The organism is Streptomyces sp. NPDC001502, assembly GCF_042894785.1.
In the GTDB taxonomy this organism is placed as follows: Bacteria; Actinomycetota; Actinomycetes; order Streptomycetales; family Streptomycetaceae; genus Streptomyces; species Streptomyces kutzneri.
Genome location: NZ_JBIAVW010000003.1, coordinates 462,583 through 484,240 on the forward strand (window position 1 = coordinate 462,583; position 21,658 = coordinate 484,240).

Annotated in this window: 16 protein-coding genes and 1 tRNA gene; 11 read left to right on the plus strand and 6 right to left on the minus strand. The window is 75.9% G+C overall.

What is annotated here, in order from left to right:
- Positions 1-334: 334 nt before the first annotated feature.
- From ACFY0D_RS06930 to ACFY0D_RS06940, 3 genes are all read right to left on the minus strand, one after another.
- Complete coding sequence (locus ACFY0D_RS06930) at positions 335-988, minus strand: HAD family hydrolase (RefSeq protein ID WP_390797350.1); 654 nt, start codon at positions 986-988, stop codon at positions 335-337.
- Between the two features lie 54 nt (positions 989-1,042).
- The gene (locus tag ACFY0D_RS06935) at positions 1,043-1,429 is read right to left on the minus strand and encodes a hypothetical protein (protein WP_390797351.1); all 387 of its coding nucleotides are present in this window, start codon (positions 1,427-1,429) and stop codon (positions 1,043-1,045) included.
- An 863-nt stretch (positions 1,430-2,292) separates the two neighbouring features.
- A tRNA-Trp gene (locus ACFY0D_RS06940) sits at positions 2,293-2,367 on the minus strand.
- A gap of 309 nt (positions 2,368-2,676) precedes the next feature.
- On the opposite strand from ACFY0D_RS06940, the gene ACFY0D_RS06945 reads away from it, so the two are divergent.
- Positions 2,677-3,798, plus strand: coding sequence for a glycosyltransferase (locus ACFY0D_RS06945; RefSeq protein WP_390797352.1), 1,122 nt, complete (start codon positions 2,677-2,679; stop codon positions 3,796-3,798).
- Between the two features lie 99 nt (positions 3,799-3,897).
- Here ACFY0D_RS06945 and ACFY0D_RS06950 read toward each other — a convergent pair whose 3' ends face one another.
- Both ACFY0D_RS06950 and ACFY0D_RS06955 read right to left on the minus strand, forming a co-directional pair.
- Complete coding sequence (locus ACFY0D_RS06950; protein ID WP_390797353.1) at positions 3,898-4,401, minus strand: hypothetical protein; 504 nt, start codon at positions 4,399-4,401, stop codon at positions 3,898-3,900.
- A 141-nt stretch (positions 4,402-4,542) separates the two neighbouring features.
- Positions 4,543-5,295, minus strand: coding sequence for a dienelactone hydrolase family protein (locus ACFY0D_RS06955; protein WP_390797354.1), 753 nt, complete (start codon positions 5,293-5,295; stop codon positions 4,543-4,545).
- Between the two features lie 508 nt (positions 5,296-5,803).
- Between ACFY0D_RS06955 and ACFY0D_RS06960 the strand changes: the two genes are divergently transcribed.
- The 4 genes from ACFY0D_RS06960 to ACFY0D_RS06975 all read left to right on the plus strand — a co-directional run bounded on the left by ACFY0D_RS06960 (position 5,804) and on the right by ACFY0D_RS06975 (position 11,283).
- Positions 5,804-7,411, plus strand: coding sequence for a phospholipase (locus ACFY0D_RS06960; protein ID WP_390797355.1), 1,608 nt, complete (start codon positions 5,804-5,806; stop codon positions 7,409-7,411).
- A 229-nt stretch (positions 7,412-7,640) separates the two neighbouring features.
- Positions 7,641-8,741, plus strand: coding sequence for an LLM class flavin-dependent oxidoreductase (locus tag ACFY0D_RS06965; RefSeq protein ID WP_390797356.1), 1,101 nt, complete (start codon positions 7,641-7,643; stop codon positions 8,739-8,741).
- Positions 8,738-9,373: a CE1759 family FMN reductase gene (locus ACFY0D_RS06970; RefSeq protein ID WP_390797357.1), complete on the plus strand. Its 636-nt coding sequence runs from the start codon at positions 8,738-8,740 to the stop codon at positions 9,371-9,373. The genes ACFY0D_RS06965 and ACFY0D_RS06970 overlap by 4 nt, the downstream gene beginning before the upstream one ends.
- Before the next feature lie 782 nt (positions 9,374-10,155).
- Positions 10,156-11,283: a PP2C family protein-serine/threonine phosphatase gene (locus tag ACFY0D_RS06975; RefSeq protein WP_390797358.1), complete on the plus strand. Its 1,128-nt coding sequence runs from the start codon at positions 10,156-10,158 to the stop codon at positions 11,281-11,283.
- A gap of 342 nt (positions 11,284-11,625) precedes the next feature.
- On the opposite strand, the gene ACFY0D_RS06980 is transcribed toward ACFY0D_RS06975, so the two are convergent.
- On the minus strand, positions 11,626-12,621 hold the full coding sequence (locus ACFY0D_RS06980) for a phospholipase (protein WP_390797359.1): 996 nt from the start codon (positions 12,619-12,621) through the stop codon (positions 11,626-11,628).
- A 608-nt stretch (positions 12,622-13,229) separates the two neighbouring features.
- On the opposite strand from ACFY0D_RS06980, the gene ACFY0D_RS06985 reads away from it, so the two are divergent.
- The 6 genes from ACFY0D_RS06985 to ACFY0D_RS07010 all read left to right on the plus strand — a co-directional run bounded on the left by ACFY0D_RS06985 (position 13,230) and on the right by ACFY0D_RS07010 (position 21,653).
- A complete protein-coding gene (locus ACFY0D_RS06985) occupies positions 13,230-13,418 on the plus strand; it encodes a thiazolylpeptide-type bacteriocin (RefSeq protein WP_390797360.1) in 189 nt (62 codons plus the stop codon).
- Between the two features lie 21 nt (positions 13,419-13,439).
- Positions 13,440-13,622 (plus strand): thiazolylpeptide-type bacteriocin, encoded by a 183-nt coding sequence (locus ACFY0D_RS06990; RefSeq protein WP_030774781.1) that lies wholly within the window; start codon positions 13,440-13,442, stop codon positions 13,620-13,622.
- Positions 13,623-13,928: 306 nt separating this feature from the next.
- A complete protein-coding gene (locus ACFY0D_RS06995; protein ID WP_390797361.1) occupies positions 13,929-16,646 on the plus strand; it encodes a lantibiotic dehydratase in 2,718 nt (905 codons plus the stop codon).
- 44 nt (positions 16,647-16,690) lie between these two features.
- Entirely contained in the window at positions 16,691-17,866 is a 1,176-nt protein-coding gene (locus ACFY0D_RS07000; RefSeq protein WP_390797362.1) for a lantibiotic dehydratase C-terminal domain-containing protein, read from the plus strand.
- Entirely contained in the window at positions 17,863-19,722 is a 1,860-nt protein-coding gene (locus ACFY0D_RS07005; protein ID WP_390797363.1) for a hypothetical protein, read from the plus strand. The genes ACFY0D_RS07000 and ACFY0D_RS07005 overlap by 4 nt, the downstream gene beginning before the upstream one ends.
- A complete protein-coding gene (locus ACFY0D_RS07010; protein ID WP_390797364.1) occupies positions 19,719-21,653 on the plus strand; it encodes a TOMM precursor leader peptide-binding protein in 1,935 nt (644 codons plus the stop codon). Before ACFY0D_RS07005 ends, ACFY0D_RS07010 begins: the two co-directional genes overlap by 4 nt.
- Positions 21,654-21,658 lie beyond the last annotated feature (5 nt).

Genomic DNA, 21,658 nt, shown 5'->3' on the forward strand with positions numbered 1-21,658 from the left:
CTCGACCGCGTCCGGTACCCGGGCGCCCCTCCGCCGGGGGCCCCTCCGCCGGGGGCCCCTCCGCCCCGGGGGCAGCCGAGGGGAGAGGCACGGCACCAGACGGCGCGGGCCCGGCCGACAGGATCCGAAAGAGACGGCGTAGGGGGTGTCCTGCCGGTCAGGCCGGGCTCGCGGCGCCCGGCACCGCGCCTGGCCGCGTTGTCCTCGGCCGGCGATGCTCCGCGTCGCCTCCCTCGTCCGCCGTGCGGTCCTTCCCCCCGGCCGTGGCGGGCCTGGGGAGGCCCCATGGCGCCGGCCACCGCTCCCTGATCCGCCCTGACCGGCAGGACACCCCCTAGAGCTGCCCGGTGACGAGGCCGGGCAGTTCGCGCATGTCGTCGAAGACGACGGTGCCCGGGCCCGCGAGCCGTTCCCGGGGGGTGAGCCCGCCCGCGTAGCCGAAGGCGCGCATCCCGGCGGCGCGGGCGGCCTGGACGCCGGGGCGGCTGTCCTCCACGACCACGCACGCGGCGGGGTCGACGCCCATCCGCCGTGCCGCGTGCAGGAAGAGGTCGGGGGCGGGCTTGCCGCGGGCCACCTCGGCAGCGCTGAAGATGCGGCCCGCGAAGCGTTCGTAGAGCCCCGTGACACCAAGGGTGTGGCGCATCTTGTCGTGCGAGCCGCTGGAGGCGACACACACCGGCAGGGTGATCTCCGCCAGCGCCCCGGGCAGCCCGTCGACCGCCTCCAGCCCGCTGTCCACCGCGTCCCGGTGGCGCCGCAGCAGCTGCTCCCACCACACGGCGGCCGTCTCCTCGCCCAGCCGCTGCGCGATCTGTTCGCAGATCGACTCCCTGGAACGCCCGATGAACCGGTCGACGACCTCCTCACGGGTCAGCGGCCAGCCGAGCTCCGCTCCCAGGGCCATCTGGACGCGCACGGCGATGCGTTCGGTGTCGACGAGCACTCCGTCGCAGTCGAATATCACGAGTTCAATCGGCTTGATCATCCCGGCAGCATAGGGGCCTGCCGGATCCCGCAAGGAGCGCGCGGCGGCCCCGCATCAGGGGGACAGGACACCCCTGCGGCGGCCGCCGCGGCGCGCACCGAAGTGCAGCGCGAGCCCGGCGGCGGCGGTCGCGGCGGCGACGCCGGCCACCATGAAGCCGTCACGTGAGCGCCAGGACAGCACCGACCAGCGCGAGCGCGCGGACAGCAGCGAGCCCGTGCTGAGCCAGGAGGCCGCGGAGAGCACGGACAGGGAGGAACCGATGGAAGCGGCGGAGAGCGCGCAGCCCACGGAGCCGATCGACAGCACCGAGCCCACCGAGCCGATCGACAGCACCGAGCCCACCGAGCCGATCGACAGGACCGAGTCCTTCGACCAGAGGGAGAGGGCGGACCCCTCACCCCCGCACCACGGGTCCGTCCACGCATGAGATCCGGTCACGGGCCCATCCTGGCAGGGAAGAGGCCCCGGGGGACCGGCACGCGCCGGGCGGACCGCTTCCGCCGCCGCCAGGACCCGGGCCGGCGTTGCCGGCCCGCCCGCCGCCCGCCGCCCGCCGCCCGCCGCCCGCCGCCGCAGGCGCGGGCCGCCGCCCCGGCCGGGCCCGGAGTGCCGCCGGACGGGAGCACCATCACGGCCGTCGCCGTCAGGCCCGGCTTCACGTCCGGGCTCCGCCGCTTCCCGCCCGTCATGCGCTCCGCGCGCCGGAGCGGGCACGACCGGCGGCCTGCCGCCGTCCGGCTTCAGCACGGGCAGCCGCGGACCGGTCACCTCGTGCGTGAACGCGTACGTGACCAGCCCGCCGGGCTCCGGCTGCCGGGCAAACCGAGCGGACGGGCGGACGGGCCGGACGGTCAGGCCTCGGCGGTGCACCGCCTCGTGCGGGAGGCGCCCGGCGGGGGAGTGGAAGGCGGCGGCGGAGCGCCGGCGACGTGCCGCGGTCCGCGGGGCCGGCGGTACAGGTGCGCAGGCCCCCCGGTGGCGGCGGTCAGCCGTGACGCGGCGGGGGCCGCCGTGCCGTCGCCGGCCGCGGAGGCCGGCCGCGGCGCGTGCGGCCGCTTCGCGGGCCATCCGGGCTTCACGGCCCCGGACAGGGGCGGTCCGGGGACCGGTCGGGAAGGCACGGCACGGCGTACGGCCTCGGGTGCGAGGGCTGCCGGTCCCGCTCCGCGGGAAGCGCGAACGCCGCCCGGCCGGCCCGGACATGCTGCCGTCGTGATGTCCTGCGGGCGGACCGAAGCCCCTCCCGGCCTCCGCCTGCGTGATGTGATCACCGGCCGGGGCGGGCCCGGACCCGGGGCGGGCGGAGCCGGCCGGAATCGAACCGGCGTCCTCGCGATTTTGGAGACCGCGCGCGTCGACCTCTGCGCTACGGCCCCGCCCGTCCCGCGATCGTACCGGTGCCGCTCCGCAGCCAGGCAGCGCAGAAAGCCGCCCCGGCCCGCCCCCGCCCCGCCCCGGCCCGGCGCGGCCGGCTCCCGTCCCGGCGCGGCCGGCCCCCGGTGCGGCCGCCGCCCGGGAGCGCATCGCACCCTTCCCGGACAGACGCGCCCAAGAACGTCCGATTATCGATCCCCCGGAGGGAACGCGGCGTGTGTGCGCGTCGGTTCACCGGAGGGAACCGGGCCGGGCCGGGCCGGGCCCGCACGGCCCGGCCCGGCCGGCAGATTCGATGGCAAGGAGAAACCGTGCGCATACTCTTCACCGGACCGGCCGCAGCCGGCCACCTCTTCCCGATGATCCCGACCGCCCAGGCCTTGCGCGCCGCCGGCCACGAGGTGCTGTTCGCGGGCTCGCAGCCCCTGGGCCAGCTCCGCGAGAGCGGCTTCCCGATCGTCGAGATCGGCGACGGCCGCAGCATCCGGGACGTCTTCGAGCAGTCCGCGGACCGGGAAGTGCGCTACGTCGCCCCGGACATGACCACGGACCAGATCCTCGACCGGGCGGCCCACGGCTTCGCGCTCGTCTCCCGCTCCACCGTGGACGGTCTGCTGGAGGCCGCCGAAAGCTGGCGCCCCGACCTGCTGGTCTACGACTCCTTCCAGGCGTCGGCCCCGCTGGTCGCGGCCAAACTCAAGATCCCGTCGGTGGTCCACAACTTCGGTGTCACCTCAGGCCTGGACATGGTCGCCCGGCTCGCCGCCAACTTCACCGAGGCGTACGGGACGTACGGGGTGGACGCCCCGGCCGAGCCCACCGCCCTGAACATCGTCCCCGCCTCGCTCGGCGGCGACCCGGGCGGCCTGCGCGTGCGCTACCTCCCCTACAACGGCGGCGGCACCGTCCCCGCCGGACTGCTCCGGCGCGCAGGCCGTCCGCGCGTCGCCGTCACCCTGGGCACCGTGCTCACCGAGCTGGACGGCGTCCGCGCCATCGTCCGCCTGACCGAGGCCGCCGCGTCGGTGGACGCCGAGTTCCTGCTCGCCGTCGGCGACGCCGACCTCGGCCCGCTGGGCACCCTCCCGGACAACGTCCGCCCGCTGCCCTGGGTCCCGCTCGCCGAGCTGCTGACCGCCTGCGACGCACTGATCCACCACGGCGGCTCCGGCACCCTGCTCACCGCCCTGCAGGCCGGCCTGCCCCAGCTCCTGCTTCCCCAGGGCGCCGACCACTTCACCAACGCCGCCGCCCTGACCGCCACCGGCGCCGCCCTGCGCTCCGCCTCCGACGACGTCGACGCCCCGCTCCTGACCCGCCTCACCGCCGACCCGGCCCTGCGCGAGGGGGCCGCCCGCCTCCGGGCGGAGAACGCGGCCCTGCCGACCCCGGCCGAAACGGTCCCCGCCCTGGAGGCCCTGGCCGCCTCCTGAGGAGCGCACACCGGGTCCGTACGGCCACCCGGGCCCAGCCCGGACGGCCGTACGGACCCCGCCCGCACCCCCGCGGCGGGCCCGTACGCGGCTCCGCGCTCAGCCTCCGCCGCCGGCGCCCGGGGCGGGCCGGGGGGTGCGGCTGGCCACGGCCATGAGTGCGAGCGGGAGTTCCGTGCCGTGCCGCCCGACGGTGAGGCCGATCCGGCGGCCGCTGTCCGGGACGGTCCGCGCCTGCATGCCGCAGGCGCTCTGGGAGAGGCGCCCGACCGGCTCCGGGGCCGTCCTCCCGCCGAAGCCGGCCTCCGGGTACGGCCCCGGGCCGACGGCGAGCGGATCGCCCCAGCGCACCGTGAGGGCCGCGGCCAGAGCGCCGAGGCCGGCGCTCATCTCCGCGCCGGCCCGGTCCAGGGCCCGGTGGTACTCGCCGTCCCGGAAGTCCTGGCTCGCGCGCGGCACACGGACGCAGCAGGCCGGGCCGCCGTAGCCGGCGGCGTCCTCGAAGTCCGCCTCCGGGAAGGGCCGCACGGTCATCCCGTCGATGACCGGCAGGTATCGCCCGGGCGCCTCGTGCGAGACGGCTTCCGGCGCCCCGGTGGTCATGGGCCCAGGCTGCGAGACCGCTCGGACAACCCCCCGGCGAGCCCGAGCCCGAGCCCGAGCCCCGAGCCCGAGCCGCCCCGAGCCCGAGCCCGAGCCGGGCCCCGGGCCCGAGCCGGGCCCCGGGCCCCGGGGCCGGGGGCTTCAGCCGGCGGTCAGGGTACGGCCGAGGAGGGGCAGCAGGCGGTCCCAGTGGCGCTGCAGCGCGGCGGGGTCGAAGGCGTCGGTGTCGGACATGGTGAAGCCGTGGACGGTACCGGGGTAGATCTCGCAGGTGTGGCCGACACCCGCGGCGTCCAGGGCCCGGCCGAGCTCGCCGAGTGCCTCGGGCGTGATGTCGGATTCGGCGTGGCCGAGGTGGACCTGGGCGGTCAGCCCGGACAGCAGGCGGCGCAGGCCGTCGGGCCCGTCGGTGCCCACCGGCCCGTGGAACGAGGCGGCGGCGGCCACCCGGCCGGGGTGCGCCGCGGCGGTGCGCATCGCCAGGAGCCCGCCGATGCAGTAGCCGGTCACCGCGACCGGGCCGGCGCCGACCTCGGGCCGGGTGGTGAGGAACCCGAGGTAGGCGTCGGCGTCGCTCAGGACGCGTTCGGTGGTGTGCGCCTCGATCAGCGGCATCAGCTGGGCGAAGACCGCGGGCCGGGCCTCTTCCCCGATGTGCTCGGGAAGGTCGATCACCGGTGCCGGGCCGTGCCGGTAGAAGAGGTTGGGGACGAGTACGTAGTACCCGTGCCCGGCGAGTTCGAGGGCCATCTCCCGCAGCACGGGCCGGATGCCGAAGCCGTCCGCGTACATCAGCACCCCCGGGTACCGCTGCCGTCCGCCGTGGCCGGGGCAGGCGGCGAAAGCGTCGGCCGGGCCGTCCGCGGTGGGGATCGACAGGGTCGTGACGGGCATGGGTTCTCCAGTCGTGGTCGGTGTGCGGAGCATGTGGCCGAACACGACGGAGGCGGAGCCCGCGCGGCGGCGCGGGCTCCTCGCCCGAACTGGGGGCCCACACCGGCCCGTACGGCGCTCAGCGGAGCACCGGGTCACCGATCCGTGTGTGGCGCAATGCCGTCCCGGGAGTCATCGCCGCCCACCCTAACGGGTGTCCTGCCGGCCGGCCCGGGCCCGCCGATCCGGCCCGACCGGCCAGACACCCTCCCGCCGCCGGGCGGAGCCGTCCGCGAGGACGGTCCCGGCCAACACCCCGGATCCCGGGCCCGGTCGGAGCTCCCGGCCCCGCCCGGCAGGCGCTCCCGGCCCCGCCCGGCGGGTGGTCCGGCTCCGGTGGCCGGAACTCGCCCGGGGCGGGTGAACAAGGGGCTACGTGCTGGTAACTTACGCGAGTTGATCAAGGCCGGGGGTGTGGCCGGCCACGCTCCCGGCCGGAGCCACCCCCACCCCCAGTCAAGGAACCACATTGGCACGCACCGTCGCTGCGGCGGCCCTCGTCCCCGCCACGGCCCTCGCACTCGGCCTCTCCCTCCTCGGCGCCGCCGCCCCCGCGTCCGCCGCCGACGCACCCACACCGCACCTGGACTCGGTCGAGCAGACCCTGCGCCAGGTCTCGCCGGGCCTGGAGGGCTCGGTGTGGGAGCGCACCGCCGGCAACCGGCTCGGCTCCTCCGTCCCCGGGGGCGCCGACTGGCTGCTCCAGACCCCCGGCTGCTGGGGCGACGCCGCCTGCGCCGACCGGCCCGGATCGCGCCGCCTCCTGGACAAGATGCGCCAGGACATCGCCGGCGCCCGGGAGACGGTGGACATATCGACGCTGGCGCCCTTCCCCAACGGCGGCTACCAGGAGGCGATCGTCGCGGGCCTGAAGGAGGCCGCCCAGAAGGGCAGCCGGCTCAAGGTGCGCATCATGGTGGGCGCCGCGCCCGTCTACCACTCCACGGTGATCCCCTCGTCCTACCGCGACGAGCTGCTCGCCAGGCTGGGCCCGGCCGCCGCGGGCGGCATCACCCTCAACGTGGCCTCGATGACCACCTCCAGGACCGCGTTCTCCTGGAACCACTCCAAGCTGGTCGTCGTGGACGGCACTTCGGTGATCACCGGCGGCATCAACAGCTGGAAGGACGACTACCTGGAGACCACCCACCCGGTCGCCGACGTCGACCTCGCGCTGACCGGGCCCGCCGCCGGCTCCGCGGGCCGCTACCTGGACTCCCTGTGGGACTGGACCTGCCGCAACAAGGGCAACTGGGCCTCGGTCTGGTTCGCCGCCTCGCCCGGCGCCGACTGCATGCCCTCCCTGCCCCGCCCGGCCGCCCCGGCGGGCGGCGGGGACGTGCCCGCGCTCGCCGTCGGCGGCCTCGGCGTCGGCATCCGCCAGAGCGACCCCGCCTCCTCCTTCCGCCCGGTCCTGCCCACGGCCGGCGACACCAAGTGCGGGATCGGGGTGCACGACAACACCAACGCCGACCGGGACTACGACACCGTCAACCCGGAGGAGAGCGCCCTGCGCGCCCTGGTCTCCAGCGCGACCTCGCACGTCGAGATCTCCCAGCAGGACGTGCACGCCACCTGCCCGCCGCTGCCCCGCTACGACGTACGCCTCTACGACGCCCTCGCCGCGAAGCTCGTCTCCGGCGTGAAGGTCCGCATCGTCGTCAGCGACCCGGCCAACCGCGGCACGATCGGCAGCGGCGGCTACTCGCAGATCAAGTCGCTCTCCGAGGTGAGCGACGCCCTGCGCGGCCGCCTGACCGCCCTGACCGGTGACGGCGGCCGGGCGCGCACGGCGATGTGCGAGAACCTCCAGCTGGCCACGTTCCGCGCCTCCGACCGGCCCGCCTGGGCGGACGGCAAGCCCTACGCCCAGCACCACAAGCTGGTCTCGGTCGACGGATCGGCCTTCTACATCGGCTCCAAGAACCTCTACCCGTCCTGGCTCCAGGACTTCGGGTACGTCGTCGAGAGCCCGGCCGCGGCCGGACAGATCAAGAGCGACCTGCTGGACCCGCAGTGGCGCTACTCCCAGGCCACCGCGACGTACGACTACGCCCGCGGCCTCTGCCAGGGCTGACACCCCCCGCCGCCCCAGGCCCCCGGGCGCCCCAGGCCCCCCGGCGCCTCAGGCCCCCGGGCGTCCCGGGCGTCCCGGGCGTCCGGCTCCCCGCCCCCGCGGCGCCCGGCCCGTTACGGCCGGGCGCCGCGGGGGCGGCCCCGTACCCGCCGCCGGGAATACCGCGGGCGCACCCCCCGTTCCCGAGTGTGGTTGAACAGTCAACAATCTTGGAAGGGGATGGGGAGCCATGCAGTTCGGGATCTTCACCGTCGGTGACGTCACGGCCGACCCGACGACCGGACGCGTGCCCGGCGAGCACGAGCGCATCAAGGCGATGCTCGCCATCGCGCAGAAGGCCGAGGAGGTCGGCCTCGACGTCTTCGCCACCGGCGAGCACCACAACCCGCCGTTCGTCCCCTCCTCGCCGACGACGATGCTCGGCTACATCGCCGCACGCACCGAGAACCTGATCCTGTCCACCTCGACGACACTGCTCACCACCAACGACCCGGTGAAGATCGCCGAGGACTTCGCGATGCTCCAGCACGTCGCGGACGGCCGCGTCGACGTCATGACGGGCCGCGGCAACACCGGACCGGTCTACCCCTGGTTCGGCAAGGACATCCGCGACGGCATCGACCTCGCCATCGAGAACTACGCCCTGCTGCGCCGCCTGTGGGACGAGGACACCGTCACCTGGAAGGGCAAGTTCCGCACCCCGCTGCAGTCCTTCACCTCCACCCCCCGCCCCCTGGACGGCGTCGCCCCCTTCGTATGGCACGGCTCCATCCGCTCCCCGGAGATCGCCGAGCAGGCCGCCTACTACGGCGACGGCTTCTTCCACAACAACATCTTCTGGCCGGCCTCCCACACCGGGCAGATGGTCAGCCTGTACCGGGAGCGCTACGCCCACTACGGGCACGGCACCCCCGAACAGGCCATCGTCGGTCTCGGCGGCCAGGTCTTCATGCGCAAGAACTCCCAGGACGCGGTACGCGAGTTCCGCCCCTACTTCGACAACGCGCCCGTCTACGGCCACGGCCCGTCCCTGGAGGAGTTCACCTCCCAGACACCGCTGACCGTCGGCTCGCCGCAGCAGGTCATCGAACGCACCCTGTCCTTCCGCGACTACGCCGGCGACTACCAGCGCCAGCTGTTCCTGATGGACCACGCGGGCCTGCCCCTGAAGACCGTCCTGGAACAGCTCGACCTCCTCGGCGAAGAAGTCGTACCGGTCCTGCGCAAGGAGTTCGCGAACCTGCGCCCCGCGGGCGTACCGGACGCGCCGACCCACCAGGCCCGCGTGGCGGCCGCCCGCCCGGCCCCGGAACAGGAGACACAGGCATGAAACTCGCCGTCGTATCGGCAGGGCTGAGCTCGCCCTCCTCCACGCGCCTGCTCGCCGACCGGCTCACGGCCGCGGCACTCGGCCACCTGGACGCCGAACCCCAGGTCATGGAAGTGCGGGAACTGGCGACCGAGATCGCCCAGCACCTCGTCACCGGGTTCCCGCCCGCCCGGCTGGCCGCCGCACTCGACACGGTGGCGGCCGCGGACGGCCTGATCGCCGTGACACCGGTCTTCGCCGCCTCCTACAGCGGCCTGTTCAAGTCGTTCTTCGACCTCATCGACAAGGACGCCCTCACCGGCAAACCGGTCCTCCTCGGCGCGACCGGCGGCACGGCCCGGCACAGCCTGGTCACCGAACACGCCCTGCGCCCGCTGTTCACCTACCTGCGCGCACAGGTCCAGCCCACCGCCGTGTACGCGGCCTCGCAGGACTGGGGCGAGCAGGGCCTGGCCCGGCGGATCACCCGCGCGGGCACGGAACTGGCACACGCCATGAGCCCCGCCGCCCCGGACACCGCCGCCGTCCTCGCACCCCGTTCGCCGACCGGGGCGATCACATCGACGGATCCGGCGAACGGCTTCCGGACGGTGCCGTTCGAACAGCGGCTGGCCGCGCTGCGGGCCGAGTAGCCCCACGGCGTCCCCACGGCGTCCCCACGGCGTCCACCCGGCGGGGAACTCCGGGCCGCTCCGAGGGGGAACGGCTGACCGGGCGCCCGCCGAGCACCGCCTCCCCCCAGGTGTGGCAGCCGCCGGTCCGCAGTTCGCCCTGTGTCCCGCACCCGGGCAGGCCGGGTTCGGCCCGCCCGGCCCGCAGCACCTCAGCACCCGGCCCAGCGGTCCGGCAGCTTCCCGGCGCCCGCCAGGCCTGCCGGGCGGCCACCGGGTCCGCCCCGGGCCGGTGTCCCGCACGGGAGATCCCCGGGCCCCCGGCAGCGGGGCCCGGGTGGTCCGGCCCGGCTTCCGGAGCGCGGGCGGAGCTCCCCGCCGCCATCCTGGGCGGGCAGGGATCCACGGGAGAGCCGAGCGGGGCCCACGCCTGCCCCTGCGCCGGCGGGGACACCTGCACGCACCGGAGCGGAAAGCCGGGCGCCGCACACGGCGCAGTGCAAGGCAGCACTCGCCCGGCCATGCTCCCCGCCCGGCGGGCACGCCCGGACAGCACCGTCCCGGCGAAGCACCGTCCCGGCGAAGCACCGTCCCCGGCGACAGGGCGGGCACGGCGGGCGGCGGCGAACACCCCCCGCACACACCGCCGCAGGCCACCGGGCAACATGCCGCGTTCGGCGTAATCGGAGCTTCGACCCGACTTCCTCCTCACGCTGTGACAGTCGATCACGCTCAGGTCAGGAGGCCCGTGTGCACAGGTCCCGTGGGTGCGCGGCCCTCCGCACGGCGCCCGGGGGCGGGCGGTGAGAGGCACCCGCCCGGACGCCTCCCTCACGGCCGGCACCGACGACGGCTTCCGGCCGGCCGCACCGCCGGCGTGGACGCGGTGGCTGCCGTTCGTCTACGTCGCCTTCGTCCTCCTCCTGGAAGCCGCCCAGCGGGAGGAATGGGCGGTGAGCCTCTTCCTCGTCGCCCTGCCCGCCATCGCCGCATACGCCTACGGCCCGGTCGTCGTGGCCGCGCTCACCGTCCTCGCGATCCTCCTGGAAGGCCTCCTCGCCGCGGTCTCCCACCACCTGGGCGAGACCCACCACGTCACCGCCGACATCGCCACCGCCGTCGTCGGCATCCTCGCCACCGCCCTCGCCGCGCACCGCCGCAGCCAAGAACGCCACCTCGTCCACGCCAACTCCGTCGCCGAGGCCCTGATGCGGGCCCTGCTGCGCCCGGTGCCGCACCAGGTCGGGAACGTGCTCGCGGCCGGCCTGTACCGGCCGAGCGAGGCCGGGACCATGGTGGGCGGCGACCTCTTCGACATCCGCGCCACCCGGACCGGGGAGCGCGCCATCATCGGCGACGTACGCGGCAAAGGGCTCCCGGCGGTCCGCACGGTCGCGGCGATCCTGGGCACCTTCCGCGAGGCCGCCTACGAGGCGGGGGACCTGCCGGCCATCTCCGCCCGGCTGGAACGGGGCCTGGTCCGCGAGGCCGAGGAGATCCGGGACGCCGAACTGTTCGCGACCGCCGTGCTCATCGAGTACGACAGCCTGGCGCACCGGGTGACGGTGACCAACCACGGGCACGTGGAGCCGGTACTGATCTCCCGCGGCGAGGTCCGCACACTTCAGGGCCCGCCGGCGCTGCCGCTCGGGCTCGGCCACCTGGCCGCGGCGGAGCGGCCGGTGCCGTGCAGCCACCGGTTCACCCGGGGCGACGTACTGCTGCTGGTCACGGACGGACTGGTGGAGGCCCGTGACACCGGCGGCGACTTCTATCCGCTCGTCGAACGGCTCCGCCACCGCTTCGAAGGCCGCCCGGCACCCGGCCCCGCCGACGTCGTCGACTTCCTCAACACCGACCTCCCCCGCCACACCCCCCACCTCCACGACGACGTCGCGATGCTCGCGATCGCCCCGCACGGCCGGACCTGACACCCCGCCCCTGTCCCGGCCCCGCCGCTGCGAACCCGTACGAACCGGGCACCGTACGGGTTCTGTGCGACGCGGCGCCCGCCCGCGGGCGGCGACCGGAAGAGAAACGGGACACGAAGGCCGGCGGCTGGACCTCCCCCGAGACGGCGGACACCACGAAGGCCCCGGCATCGACCCGGGGCCTTCGTGCACTTCGCTGACCTACCGGTTCAACGACCCGGACCGGAGTACGTCACGCCCGTTCCGGCCCCGGCCCCGGCCCGGCCCGGCAGGCAGGCAGGCGGGCGGGCCGGGGCCGGCCGCGGCGCGGGCGCACCGCGGCCGGCGGCGCCTTCCCGTGCCCTACCTGAACAGACGGTCACCGGGTACGGCCATGCGATGGGTGCCGCCGTGCCGGTTCACCCAGTCACGGATGAGACCGACGGAGTTGGCGCACTGCCAGCTGTCGTCGTACTCGCGCACCCCGGTGAAGGCCCCGTAGCCCGCGATGATGCCGTCCACCCGCCCGTCGCCCAGCAGTTTGTCGACGTACCAGGGATCGTTGTAGGTGGTCGTCCAGGACAGCGTCGCCGCGAGCTGTCCGGCGTCACGGTCCGCGGCGCCCTTCTTCAGTTCCGCGCACGTGTAGTACGTGGGTTCCGTGCAGTTGCCGAACCCCTTGGTGATGTCGCTGTCGCCGTAGTCCATCACCCGGCGGCCGGCCGGGAATCCGGAACCGGACCGGTCGAACGCGCCCCGGACCCGGTCGCGGGTCCCGGTCGTCGTGATGCCCTCCAGGGCGCCGAGCCTGCCCTCCAGGCTCTTCCAGCCCCGGCCCCCCACGTCCGGGGTGCTGCCGCCGTGGTACTCGTAGAACCCGTAGAGCACCTGGATCCCGGCAGCCGTCAGCCGCTGCGCCTTGTCGCGCAGCCCGGCGACGCTGCACCCGCGGTTCTCCCGCTCCCCGCAGTAGTTCGGGTCCTTGATGTCCAGCCAGACCAGCGACAGCCTGCGCCCCTGGCCCGCGTGGAAGAGAATGCGGTCGATCATGCTGTCGAAGCCGGGGCCCAGCCGGTTGTCACCGGCCGAGGAACAGTCGTGATAGGCCCGCCATTCGTTCGGGTTCCACCACGCGCAGACGTCTATCTCGATGCTGTTGGCACCATGCCCCAGCGCGGCGTCCACACCGTCCAGGGTGTCGACGCGGTGCGCGATGGCGTAGACCGGGTGCCGCTGATCGGCGGCTGCCGCTGCCGCCGGGGCCGTACCGAGCGCGGTGGCAGCGACGACCGCGCACAGGGCCGAGAGCAGCGCCAGGAGCATCCGCCGGCCGGCACCACGTCCGAGGTAAGGGCTCAAGAAAACACTCCGTCATGTCGGTGTCCGAATCGGACGGCTCATCTCACCCGTCACACGCTGGTAGATGCGCGATGAATGAATCCGGTTGGGGGCGTTCCCGGAATGGCGGGAAACCGCTGCCGCCCCCTGTGCCGGCTGACGGGAAAACACCCGTGGGGAAAAGAGGCGGCGGGGATTCCGGTGCCGCACGAATCGCCTCCGTACGGCCGGACACCCACCGGGCCGGCCCGGAATGCAGGCCGCCGCTTCCGGCCCTGCCGGAGGGCGCCGGGCCGCAACGGTGCACGGCATCCGGCGCGGACGGCCCGCACGCCGCGCATTCCCCGCCCCCGCCGGGAAATACGGACGCCCCCGTTCCCGCAGGCCTCGGCCGGCCCCGCCAAATACCGGGGGAGCGGACGGAATGCCGGGGGAACGGCCGGAATTCCCCGCGGCCGGTTTCGGCCGACGGCGACATCACCGATCAGAACCGGACTTGGACGGACGGCGAACATAACCCTCAGGCACTTGCTGCCGTCCGGACGGCATCGCAATACTCTCCCGACGGTCCGGCCGACCGACGTTCAGTGCACTTCCGGCTTTCCGCTTCCACATCCCGGGAGACAGCTATGTCCGACACCGCACACACCCCCGAGGCCGAACTCCACGACCTGGAGCTCGACCTCGGCGACCTCACCGTCACCTCGATGCGGGACACCGCCGCGCTGCCCGAGGGCGGGGCGTCCTGGGGCTCCTGCTCCTGCCAGGGGTCCTCGTCCTGCGCCCAGCCGCAGGACGTCACCGCCCTCGAAGTCTGACCCCTACACGAGAGGCACCCCATGAACGACGCCACGCAGTCCGCCGGTTTCGACCTCGACGACCTCGACCTCGGTGAACTCACCGTGACCTCCATGCGGGACACGGTCGCGCTGCCCGAGGGAGGCGCGTCCAACGGCGGCAGCTCCTGTTCCTGCGGCTCGTCCTCCTGCGCCCACCCGCAGCTGCCCGAACTCCCCCTGTAACCGGGGAACACCACCGCGCCACCGCATGACCGCGCCACCGCATGACAGCGCCACCGCACCACCGCATGACAGCGCCACCCGCACCACCACGCACAGCACCACCGCAGACAGCGCCACAGCACCACCGCAGACAGCGCCACCGCGCCACCGCAGACAGCGCCACCGCATGACAGCGCCATCGCGCCACCGCGCCACCGCATGACCGCGCCATCGCGCCACCGCATGACCGCTCGCCAGACGCTTCCCGCCGTGCCCCCGCGCCCGGCGGGAAGCCGCGCGCCGCCCCCACCCACAGGACGGGAACCCATGCCGCAGCCGCAGCCGCACTCCGCCCCCGGCACCGACGGCTACCGGGTACGGTCCGCGCCCTACGCGCTGGCCCGCGCCACCGTGCTCGCCCTCCCCGCCCAGCCTCCCGCCGCAGCCGCCTTCCGGGACCTGCTGACCCGCCTCCACCGGCTCGACACCGAACTGGCCCTGACCGCCGCACCGCTCTGCGACGACCTCTATGCCACCCGCGACAGCCACCCCGCGGACTTCCACCGCGACACCGTCCTGCCCCTGCGCCGAGCCCTGCACAACCGCCGTGAACCCCGCCCCGCCCTGCTCGCCCGCCTCGGCGACCTGCCGGCCCGCCTGCCCCGGCTCGCGGCCTGGCTCGCCCTGCGCGCCGCCCGCGACACCCTCCTCACCGCCCTCGACACGGCCTGCGGCCCCGCCCTCGACGCCGAACGCGCCTCGCTCGCCGCCCTCTGCCGCGAACCCGCCCTCGCCAAGGCCACCGCCCTGACCAGCGCCGACCTGCTGCGCGCCATGAACCGTGCCGCCACCGGCACGGCCGACCGCCGCACCCGCAAGGAGGAGCCCACCGTGCTGCGCTACGCCCTGCGGGCCAGCACCAAGACCAGCCCGCTCTCATGGTTCACGGCGGTCGGATGGGGCCCACTGGCCGGCCACCCCGCCGGCGGCCCCGCCCGCCCGGTGACCTCCTGGGGCACCGCACCCGTCCTCGACGGCCCCCTGCGCTCCGTCGTACGGGCCAACCGCACCCTGACCACCGCGCTGACCCTCGCCCTCCTCGACGCGCCGCACCGGCGCACCACCCTTCCCCACCGCATCACCAGCACCGCACGGACCGCCGGCCCACGCACCGCCTACACCCGCGACCGGCCCTCCTTCGCCGGCGGCCGCTACCTCGTGCCCGGCGAGGACGAGGCCGAGGTGGCCTCCGGCGGACCGCTGCGCCTGCTCACCGGCCTCGCCGAGAACCCCGTACCCCTCGCGGACCTGACCCGGCACCTGGCCACGGCGCTCTGCCCGGCCGGCGAGAACGACAGCAGCAGCAGCGGCCGGGCCGCGGTCGCCGCCTTCCTCGACCGGCTCACCCGCGCGGACCTCCTGGTCCCGCAGCACCCCGTCGCCCCGCAGGACCCCGCCCCCCTGCAACGCCTCGACGCCTGGGTGCGCTCCTTCGCACCCGGCCACCCCGAAGACGCCCACCGCGCCGACCGGATCGCCGAACTCGGCTCGCTGACCGCCCGGTTCGCCGCCGCCCCGGCCGCCGGCCGCCCCGCCCTGCTCACCGCCCTCACCCAGCGCTGGACCGCCGAGCTCGCCGCCGCCGGCCGGCCCGTCCCCACCGGCTCCGCCCCGCTGACCGTCCTGTCCGAAGACGTGATCGCCCCGCGCCCGCTGGCACTCGACGGCTTCCTCGCCGCCGCCGACCACCAGGCCCTCGCCGAGGTCACCGCCCTCGCCGAACTCTTCGACCTCGGCCACCTCGTCCGCCGCGCCCTGCGGGACCGCTTCGTCGAGCGCTACGGCCCCGGCGGACGCTGCGCACACCCCTGGGAATTCGGCACCGACGTCACCGCCGCCTGGGAGTCCGCCGGACGGATCGCCCTGCTCGACCCCGCCGACCGCGACGCCTTCCCCACCGCGACCGAACCGCTGGCCCGGCTGCGCGCGGAGATCACCGCCGCCCTGCGCGAGCCCGGCGGCCCCCGCCCCCGCCACGCCGCCGCCCCCGCCGACGAGGCGGTCCTGCCCGCGGACACCCTCAGGACCCTCGGGGAACGGCTCCCCGCCACGGCCCTCGAACGCCCCCTCAGCTACACCTACTTCCTCCAGCGCGACCCCGCCGCCGGACTGCTGGCCGTCAACCACGTCTACGGCGGATGGGGCCGGTTCACCAGCCGCTTCCTGGACTTCCTCGACCCCCGCGCCACCGCCGAGGTGTCCCGGCAGATCCGGCGCGGCCTCGGACCCGGCGCCCGCCCCGCCCAGATCCGCCCCGTCGGCGGGTTCAACGCCAACCTCCACCCCCTCCTCGTCCCGGACGAGATCGGCTCCGACCGCGACCGCACCCCCATCGCCGAGGCCGACCTCGAACTCGTCCACGACGAAGCCACCGACCAGGTCCGCATACACCTGCGGACCACCGGCGAACCGCTCGACGTGCTCTACCCCGGCTTCCTCGCCCCCGTGCTGCTGCCCGCCCGCATCGCCCCCCACCTCGCCGACCACCCCGCCGGCGCCGTCGACTTCCGGCCCCTCGCCCCCCGCCGGACCCTGGACGCACCCGGCGGCCGGGTCACCGTCAGCTCCCGGCTCCGCCACCGCCACGTGGTCCTCCAGCGCCGCCGCTGGCTGCTGCCGCCCGCCGTGGTCGCCGCCCTGCGCGCCGACCTCGCCGCCGACACCAGCCCCCACCGGGTCCCCGCAGCCGCCACCGCCGACTGGCGCGCCCGCCTCGGCCTGCCCGAACAGGTCTTCCTGCACCCGGCGGCCGGCGCCCCCACCGGCCGCGCCACCGAGGACTTCCTCAGCCGCCTCACCCGCCCCAAACCCCACCTCGCGGACCTCGGCAACGCCCTGCACCTGCGCTGCCTGGCCAAATGGCTGTCCCGGCACACCGACGGCGTCGTCCTGGAAGAGGCACTGCCCGCACCCGGCGGCCTGGCCGCACCCGCCCGGGCCGTCGAACTCGCCCTGGAGGTCTACCGGGACGGACACCGCCGATGACCCGCCCGCCCAGCCCGCAGCACCACGACAGGAGCGCACCGGACATGCCGCCCCCCGGCCCCCAGCCCACCCCGGGACAGGACCCCCGCGACCACGGCGCCCTGGACGTCGTCGCCTACTACCACCACCCGGTCAAAGCCCCCCTGCTGCGCGAGGTCATGCTGCCGCTCGCCGCCGCCGCCACCGCCGGCGGCACCGCCGCCCACGTCGAGCGGCACTGGCTGCACGGCCCGCACCTGCGGCTGCGCCTGCAGGGCACCGACCCCGCCGCCGTCGCGGACACCGCCGCGGCCGCCGCCGCCCGCATCCGCACCTGGCTGCGCGCACACCCCTCCCGCAGCGACCTCAACCAGGCCCAGCTCCTCGAACAGGCCGCCGAGGCCGGGCGCGCCGAACTCCTCCCCCCTCCCTACGGGCCCGTCCACCCCGACAACACCACCCGCATCGAACCCGTCGACCGGACCCCGGTACGGGGCCTGCTCGGAACGGACGGGACCCGCCTGCGGGAGGACCTGCTGCACGCGGGCCTGGACGCCCTGCGGGCCGGCGCCGGCTACCTCGGCCGGCACGGGGACACCGACCGGGCCCGGCTCCGCCTCGCGGTCACCGCCCTGGCCGCCCACGCCTGCGCCCACCCCGGCGGACTGACCGGCGGACACTGGTCCTACGTCTCCCACCTGGAGGACTTCCTCCTCCACGACGACCCCGACGGAAGGCTCCGCGCCACCTTCGAACGGCACGCGGAAACCGCCGGGGACACCGCCACCGCCCTCGTCGCACGCATCGCCGACGGACCCGCGCACGACTGGGAACAGGCCTGGGCCGGCTTCTCCCGCACCGCCTGGCAGCTCACGGCCCGCCGCCACGCCGCCGGCGCCGACCTCCACGGAAACCCCCTCGCCTACCGGACCCGCGCGGCCGCCACCGGCGACCCCGCCGCCTACGAACGCTGGAACCAGGACATCCGCACCCGCTACAGCGAGTTCCACCGGCTGCTGCGCCGCGCCGACCCGCAGGGCACCATGTGGAGCCGCCCCGACTACCTCATCCACCGGGCCTGCACCAACGCCCTGTACCGGCTGCTGGCCGTCTGCGACGTCCGCCCGCTGGAGCGCTACCTCGCCGCGCACCTCGTCGTCCGCGCCGTGCCCGCCCTGACCGGCTGCGACTGGCGCACCGAGATCGGCGCCGTCATCGACGCGGTGGAGGCACGGACATGACCGGCGAACACACCGCCCAGAACACCCAGAACACCCAGGACACCCAGGAGACCCAGGACACCGGCGGCAACCGCGCGAGCGCCGGCCACCGGCTGCGTCCCGGCACCGCCGTCACACCCCTGCGCGCCGGCCTGCACCTGCGGGGGCGGCGCGGCAGCATCACACTGGAAGGCAGCACCGCCGTTCCCGTGGTGTGGGGCCTGCTGGAGGAACCCCTGCGCACCGGGGGCCTCGCCGAGTTCCGGGAGGGCCTGAAGCCGGGATCGGCCGTCCGCACCGCCGCCGACACCCTCCTCGCCCGGCTCGCCGGCCACGACCTCCTCCTCCCCGCACCACCCGCCGCCCCGCACCCCGACCCCGCCGTCGCACGGTGGATCGACGCCACGGCCGCACGCCCCGCCGACGCGGCCGCCCTCCTCGCCACCACCCGGGCCGAAGTCCTGGCCTACGACCCGGCCTCCCCGCCCGCCACCGCCGCCGTACGGGCGCTGACGGCCGGCGGTGTGCCCGTCACCCTCACCCCCGACCCGGACCTGCCCCCAGGCCGCGTCCTGCTGACCGTCCGCGGCACAGGCCCGGACCGGACGGTCGCGGCCGGACGGGGCGGCGCCACCGGATACGTGACCGCCCCCGGCAGCGCCGCCCAGGCACGCGCCGACGCGGCAGCCCTCGAAGCCCGGCTCACCGCCGCCACCGCCGCCGACGGCGCTGCCGCGCCGCAACCCCACGAAACCCCGGGCACGTTCACCGCGCTGCTGGCCGGCGCCGCCGCACACCGGCTGCTGTGCGCGGCCGCCCACCTGCCCGACCCGGCCACCGAGGCCGACGACCCGCGGCTGCTCCCCGGCATCCCCGCCGTCCTCCTCGCCGACGCCCGCCCCGCACACGCCGGCCACCACAGCTGGCTCGGCCCCGAGCGGATCGACGCGGACCGCCGCGTCCGCCTCGCACCCCCGGCCGGGCTCACCGAGGCACTGCGGCGGATCACCGCCCTCGGGGAGCGCCGCTGCGGACCCCTGCCCGCACCCCTGCCGGGAGACCTGCCCCAACTCCCGGTACCCCTCGCCACCTGCACACTGCCCGCCCCCGCCACCGGACACGCCACCACCCCCCGCACCCTGACCGGCGGCGGGCCCCGCCTCGACCTGGCCCGCCTCGAACTGTTCTGCCGCGCCGCCGAACTCCTCCTCGGGGACACCGCGTTCACCGTCGGGGCCGACCCCGGCCACGCCCGCGGCCGCGCCCTGCGCCACGCCACCGCACGCCGCCTCGCCGCCGCCCCGCACGGCCGCCCCCCGCTGGACCCGGCCCGATGGTCCGGCCACCCGCAGCTGCGCCACTGGTGGACGACCCTGACCGGCCGGCTCGCCGTCCCCGCACGACTGGAGGTGCACCGGACGGCCCCCCACGCACAGGCGTACCGGGCCGTCGTCCGCCGCACCCCGCAAGGGCCGGGACGCGGGCCGGGCCCGCTGCTCGGCGAGGCCGTCGAGGCGACGCCCGGCGACGCCGCCGCCTTCGCCGCGCTGGCCGCCGTCACCGCCGTCTGCACCGCCGCGGCCGGGACGCCCGGCGCCCCGCCACCGCCCTCCGGAGGCGCGGCCGCCCCGCTGGCGGCGGCCGGTGCGCCCACCGCCGCCTGGGAGGACCCCGGCTGGACCGGGGGCTGGCTCGCCGACCTGGCCGGGCGCGAGGAAGCCCTCCAGGACACCCTGCACCGACTCCGCGGAACCGGCCCCGCGATCACACCGCCCGCCCCCGGATCCGCACCCGGCTGCGCACCGGACCCCGGCCTCGCCGGCCTGCTGCGCTCCTTCGGCTTCACCGTGCTGCACACCGCCGAGGAGGCCCGGTGACCCGCCCCGCCACAGCCCCCGCCACAGCCCCCGCACCCGCGGCCGGTCCGGGCCCCGTCCCCGTACTGGACGCGGCCGCCGCCCTGGCGGCCACCACCGGCCGGGCCGCGGTCCTGCTGACCCGCTGGACGCTCGGCCTCGCCGGGGAACTGAGCCGCCACGCCCTGCACCGGCCCGTGGCCCTGGTCCCGGTGCGCTACGACGGGCCCCTGGCGGTGATCGGACCGGTCCTGCGGCCCGGCGGCGCCGCCTGCCTCGTCTGCACCGAGTACCAGCGCCTGGCGACCGCGGGCGGCCGGGTCCCGTGGCAGACCCCGAAACTGACCCTGGCCGGAGTACCCTCACCCGCCCTGACCCCGGCCGTGGAGGCCCTCGTCCACGACCTCCTCGACCACCCCCACCCCGACCCGGACGCGGACCCGGACACGGCCGTCGTCTATGTCGTCCACCAGGGCCGCGGCACCTGGTCCACCCACCACGTCCGCCCCGTCGGCGGCTGCGACGTGTGCCGCCCGCTGCCCTCCGACACGCAGACACCGCTCCGCCCCCTGCCCTGCGGACCCCGCCCGATGCCCGACCCCGCCGTCCTGCGCGCCCCCAACCCCCGTACGGCCGGCGCCGCACTGCGAGCCGCCCTGCACGACGAACGCTTCGGACCCGTGCGGCTGCTGCGCCGCTCCGAGGACTCGGCATTCAGCCTCACCAGCGCGGTCGTCACCGACGGCAGGTCCCTCGACGACGGCGGCCACGGCCGGGCCCGCACCTTCCCCGACAGCGAACGCATCGCCCTCTTCGAGGCCGTCGAACGGTACGCGGGCATGCGCCCCACCGGCCGCCGCACCGACCTCCTGGCCTCCTTCGCCGAACTGGGCCCCGACCGGGCACTGGACCCCGCACGGCTCGGCCTGCCCGACCCCGACCACCACGGCCACCCCGCCTCACCCACCGTCCCCTACACCCCGGACCTGCCGCTCCACTGGGTACACGGCTGGTCCCTCACCCACCAGAAGCCGACCGCAGTCCCCGAACACGTCGCCTACTGGGACGTGCCCGGACCGGACCGGCCCCGCGTCGTATACGAGTCCTCCAACGGCTGCGGCCTCGGCAACAGCCCCGAAGAGGCCGCCCTGTACGGGCTGTTCGAGGTCGCGGAACGCGACGCCTTCCTCATGGCCTGGTACGCCGCCACCCCGCTGCGCCGCATCCACCCGCCGGCCGACGACACCGACACCCTGCTGCTCGCGGACCGGGCGGCGGCCGCGGGCTACCGGCTCCTGCTCCTGGACGCGACCAACGACTTCGCCGTCCCGGCCGTCCTGGCGGTCTGCCGCTACGAGGGCGGCCACCCCGGCGCGCCGCGGATGTTCCTCGCGGCCGGCGCCCACCACGATCCGCGCGCCGCCATCCGCTCCGCCGTCGCCGAGGCCGTCACCAACGTGCTGGAGGCACCGCACCGTTCCTCCGCCCGGGGAGGGCCACGCGACCCCGAACGGCTGCGGCCCATGCTGGAGCACCCCGAACTCGTGCTCACCCTGGACGACCACGTCGCACTGAGCACCCTGCCCGAGGCCGCCCCCCGCCTGGAGTTCCTCTTCGCCGACACCCCGGCCGCGGCGGTCGACGAAGCCTGGCCCGGCGCCCCCCTGCCGGTGCCCGACCTCTCCGGCCTCCTGACGCGGACCGTCGCCCGGCTGGCCCGGGCCGGACTGGAGGTCATCACCGTCGACCAGAGCGAGCCGGGGCTGCGCGAGCGGTTCGGCCTGCACTGCGTGAAGGTCGTCGTCCCCGGCGCGCTCCCGATGACCTTCGGGCACGTCAACCGGCGCACCCTCGGCCTGCCCCGGCTGCTGGAAGTGCCCCACCGCCTGGGCCGCACCGGCCGGCCGGTCCGCCACGGCGAACTGCCCCTGCACCCGCACCCCTTCCCCTGACCCGA

Bases quoted from the DNA above. Each gene is read 5' to 3' on its own strand.
- ACFY0D_RS06930 (WP_390797350.1), bottom strand. From the start codon at position 988: ATGATCAAGCCGATTGAACTCGTGATATTCGACTGCGACGGAGTGCTC.
- ACFY0D_RS06950 (WP_390797353.1), bottom strand. From the start codon at position 4,401: ATGACCACCGGGGCGCCGGAAGCCGTCTCGCACGAGGCGCCCGGGCGA.
- ACFY0D_RS06955 (WP_390797354.1), bottom strand. From the start codon at position 5,295: ATGCCCGTCACGACCCTGTCGATCCCCACCGCGGACGGCCCGGCCGAC.
- ACFY0D_RS06965 (WP_390797356.1), top strand. From the start codon at position 7,641: ATGCAGTTCGGGATCTTCACCGTCGGTGACGTCACGGCCGACCCGACG.
- ACFY0D_RS06970 (WP_390797357.1), top strand. From the start codon at position 8,738: ATGAAACTCGCCGTCGTATCGGCAGGGCTGAGCTCGCCCTCCTCCACG.
- ACFY0D_RS06985 (WP_390797360.1), top strand. From the start codon at position 13,230: ATGTCCGACACCGCACACACCCCCGAGGCCGAACTCCACGACCTGGAG.
- ACFY0D_RS06990 (WP_030774781.1), top strand. From the start codon at position 13,440: ATGAACGACGCCACGCAGTCCGCCGGTTTCGACCTCGACGACCTCGAC.
- ACFY0D_RS06995 (WP_390797361.1), top strand. From the start codon at position 13,929: ATGCCGCAGCCGCAGCCGCACTCCGCCCCCGGCACCGACGGCTACCGG.
- ACFY0D_RS07000 (WP_390797362.1), top strand. From the start codon at position 16,691: ATGCCGCCCCCCGGCCCCCAGCCCACCCCGGGACAGGACCCCCGCGAC.
- ACFY0D_RS07005 (WP_390797363.1), top strand. From the start codon at position 17,863: ATGACCGGCGAACACACCGCCCAGAACACCCAGAACACCCAGGACACC.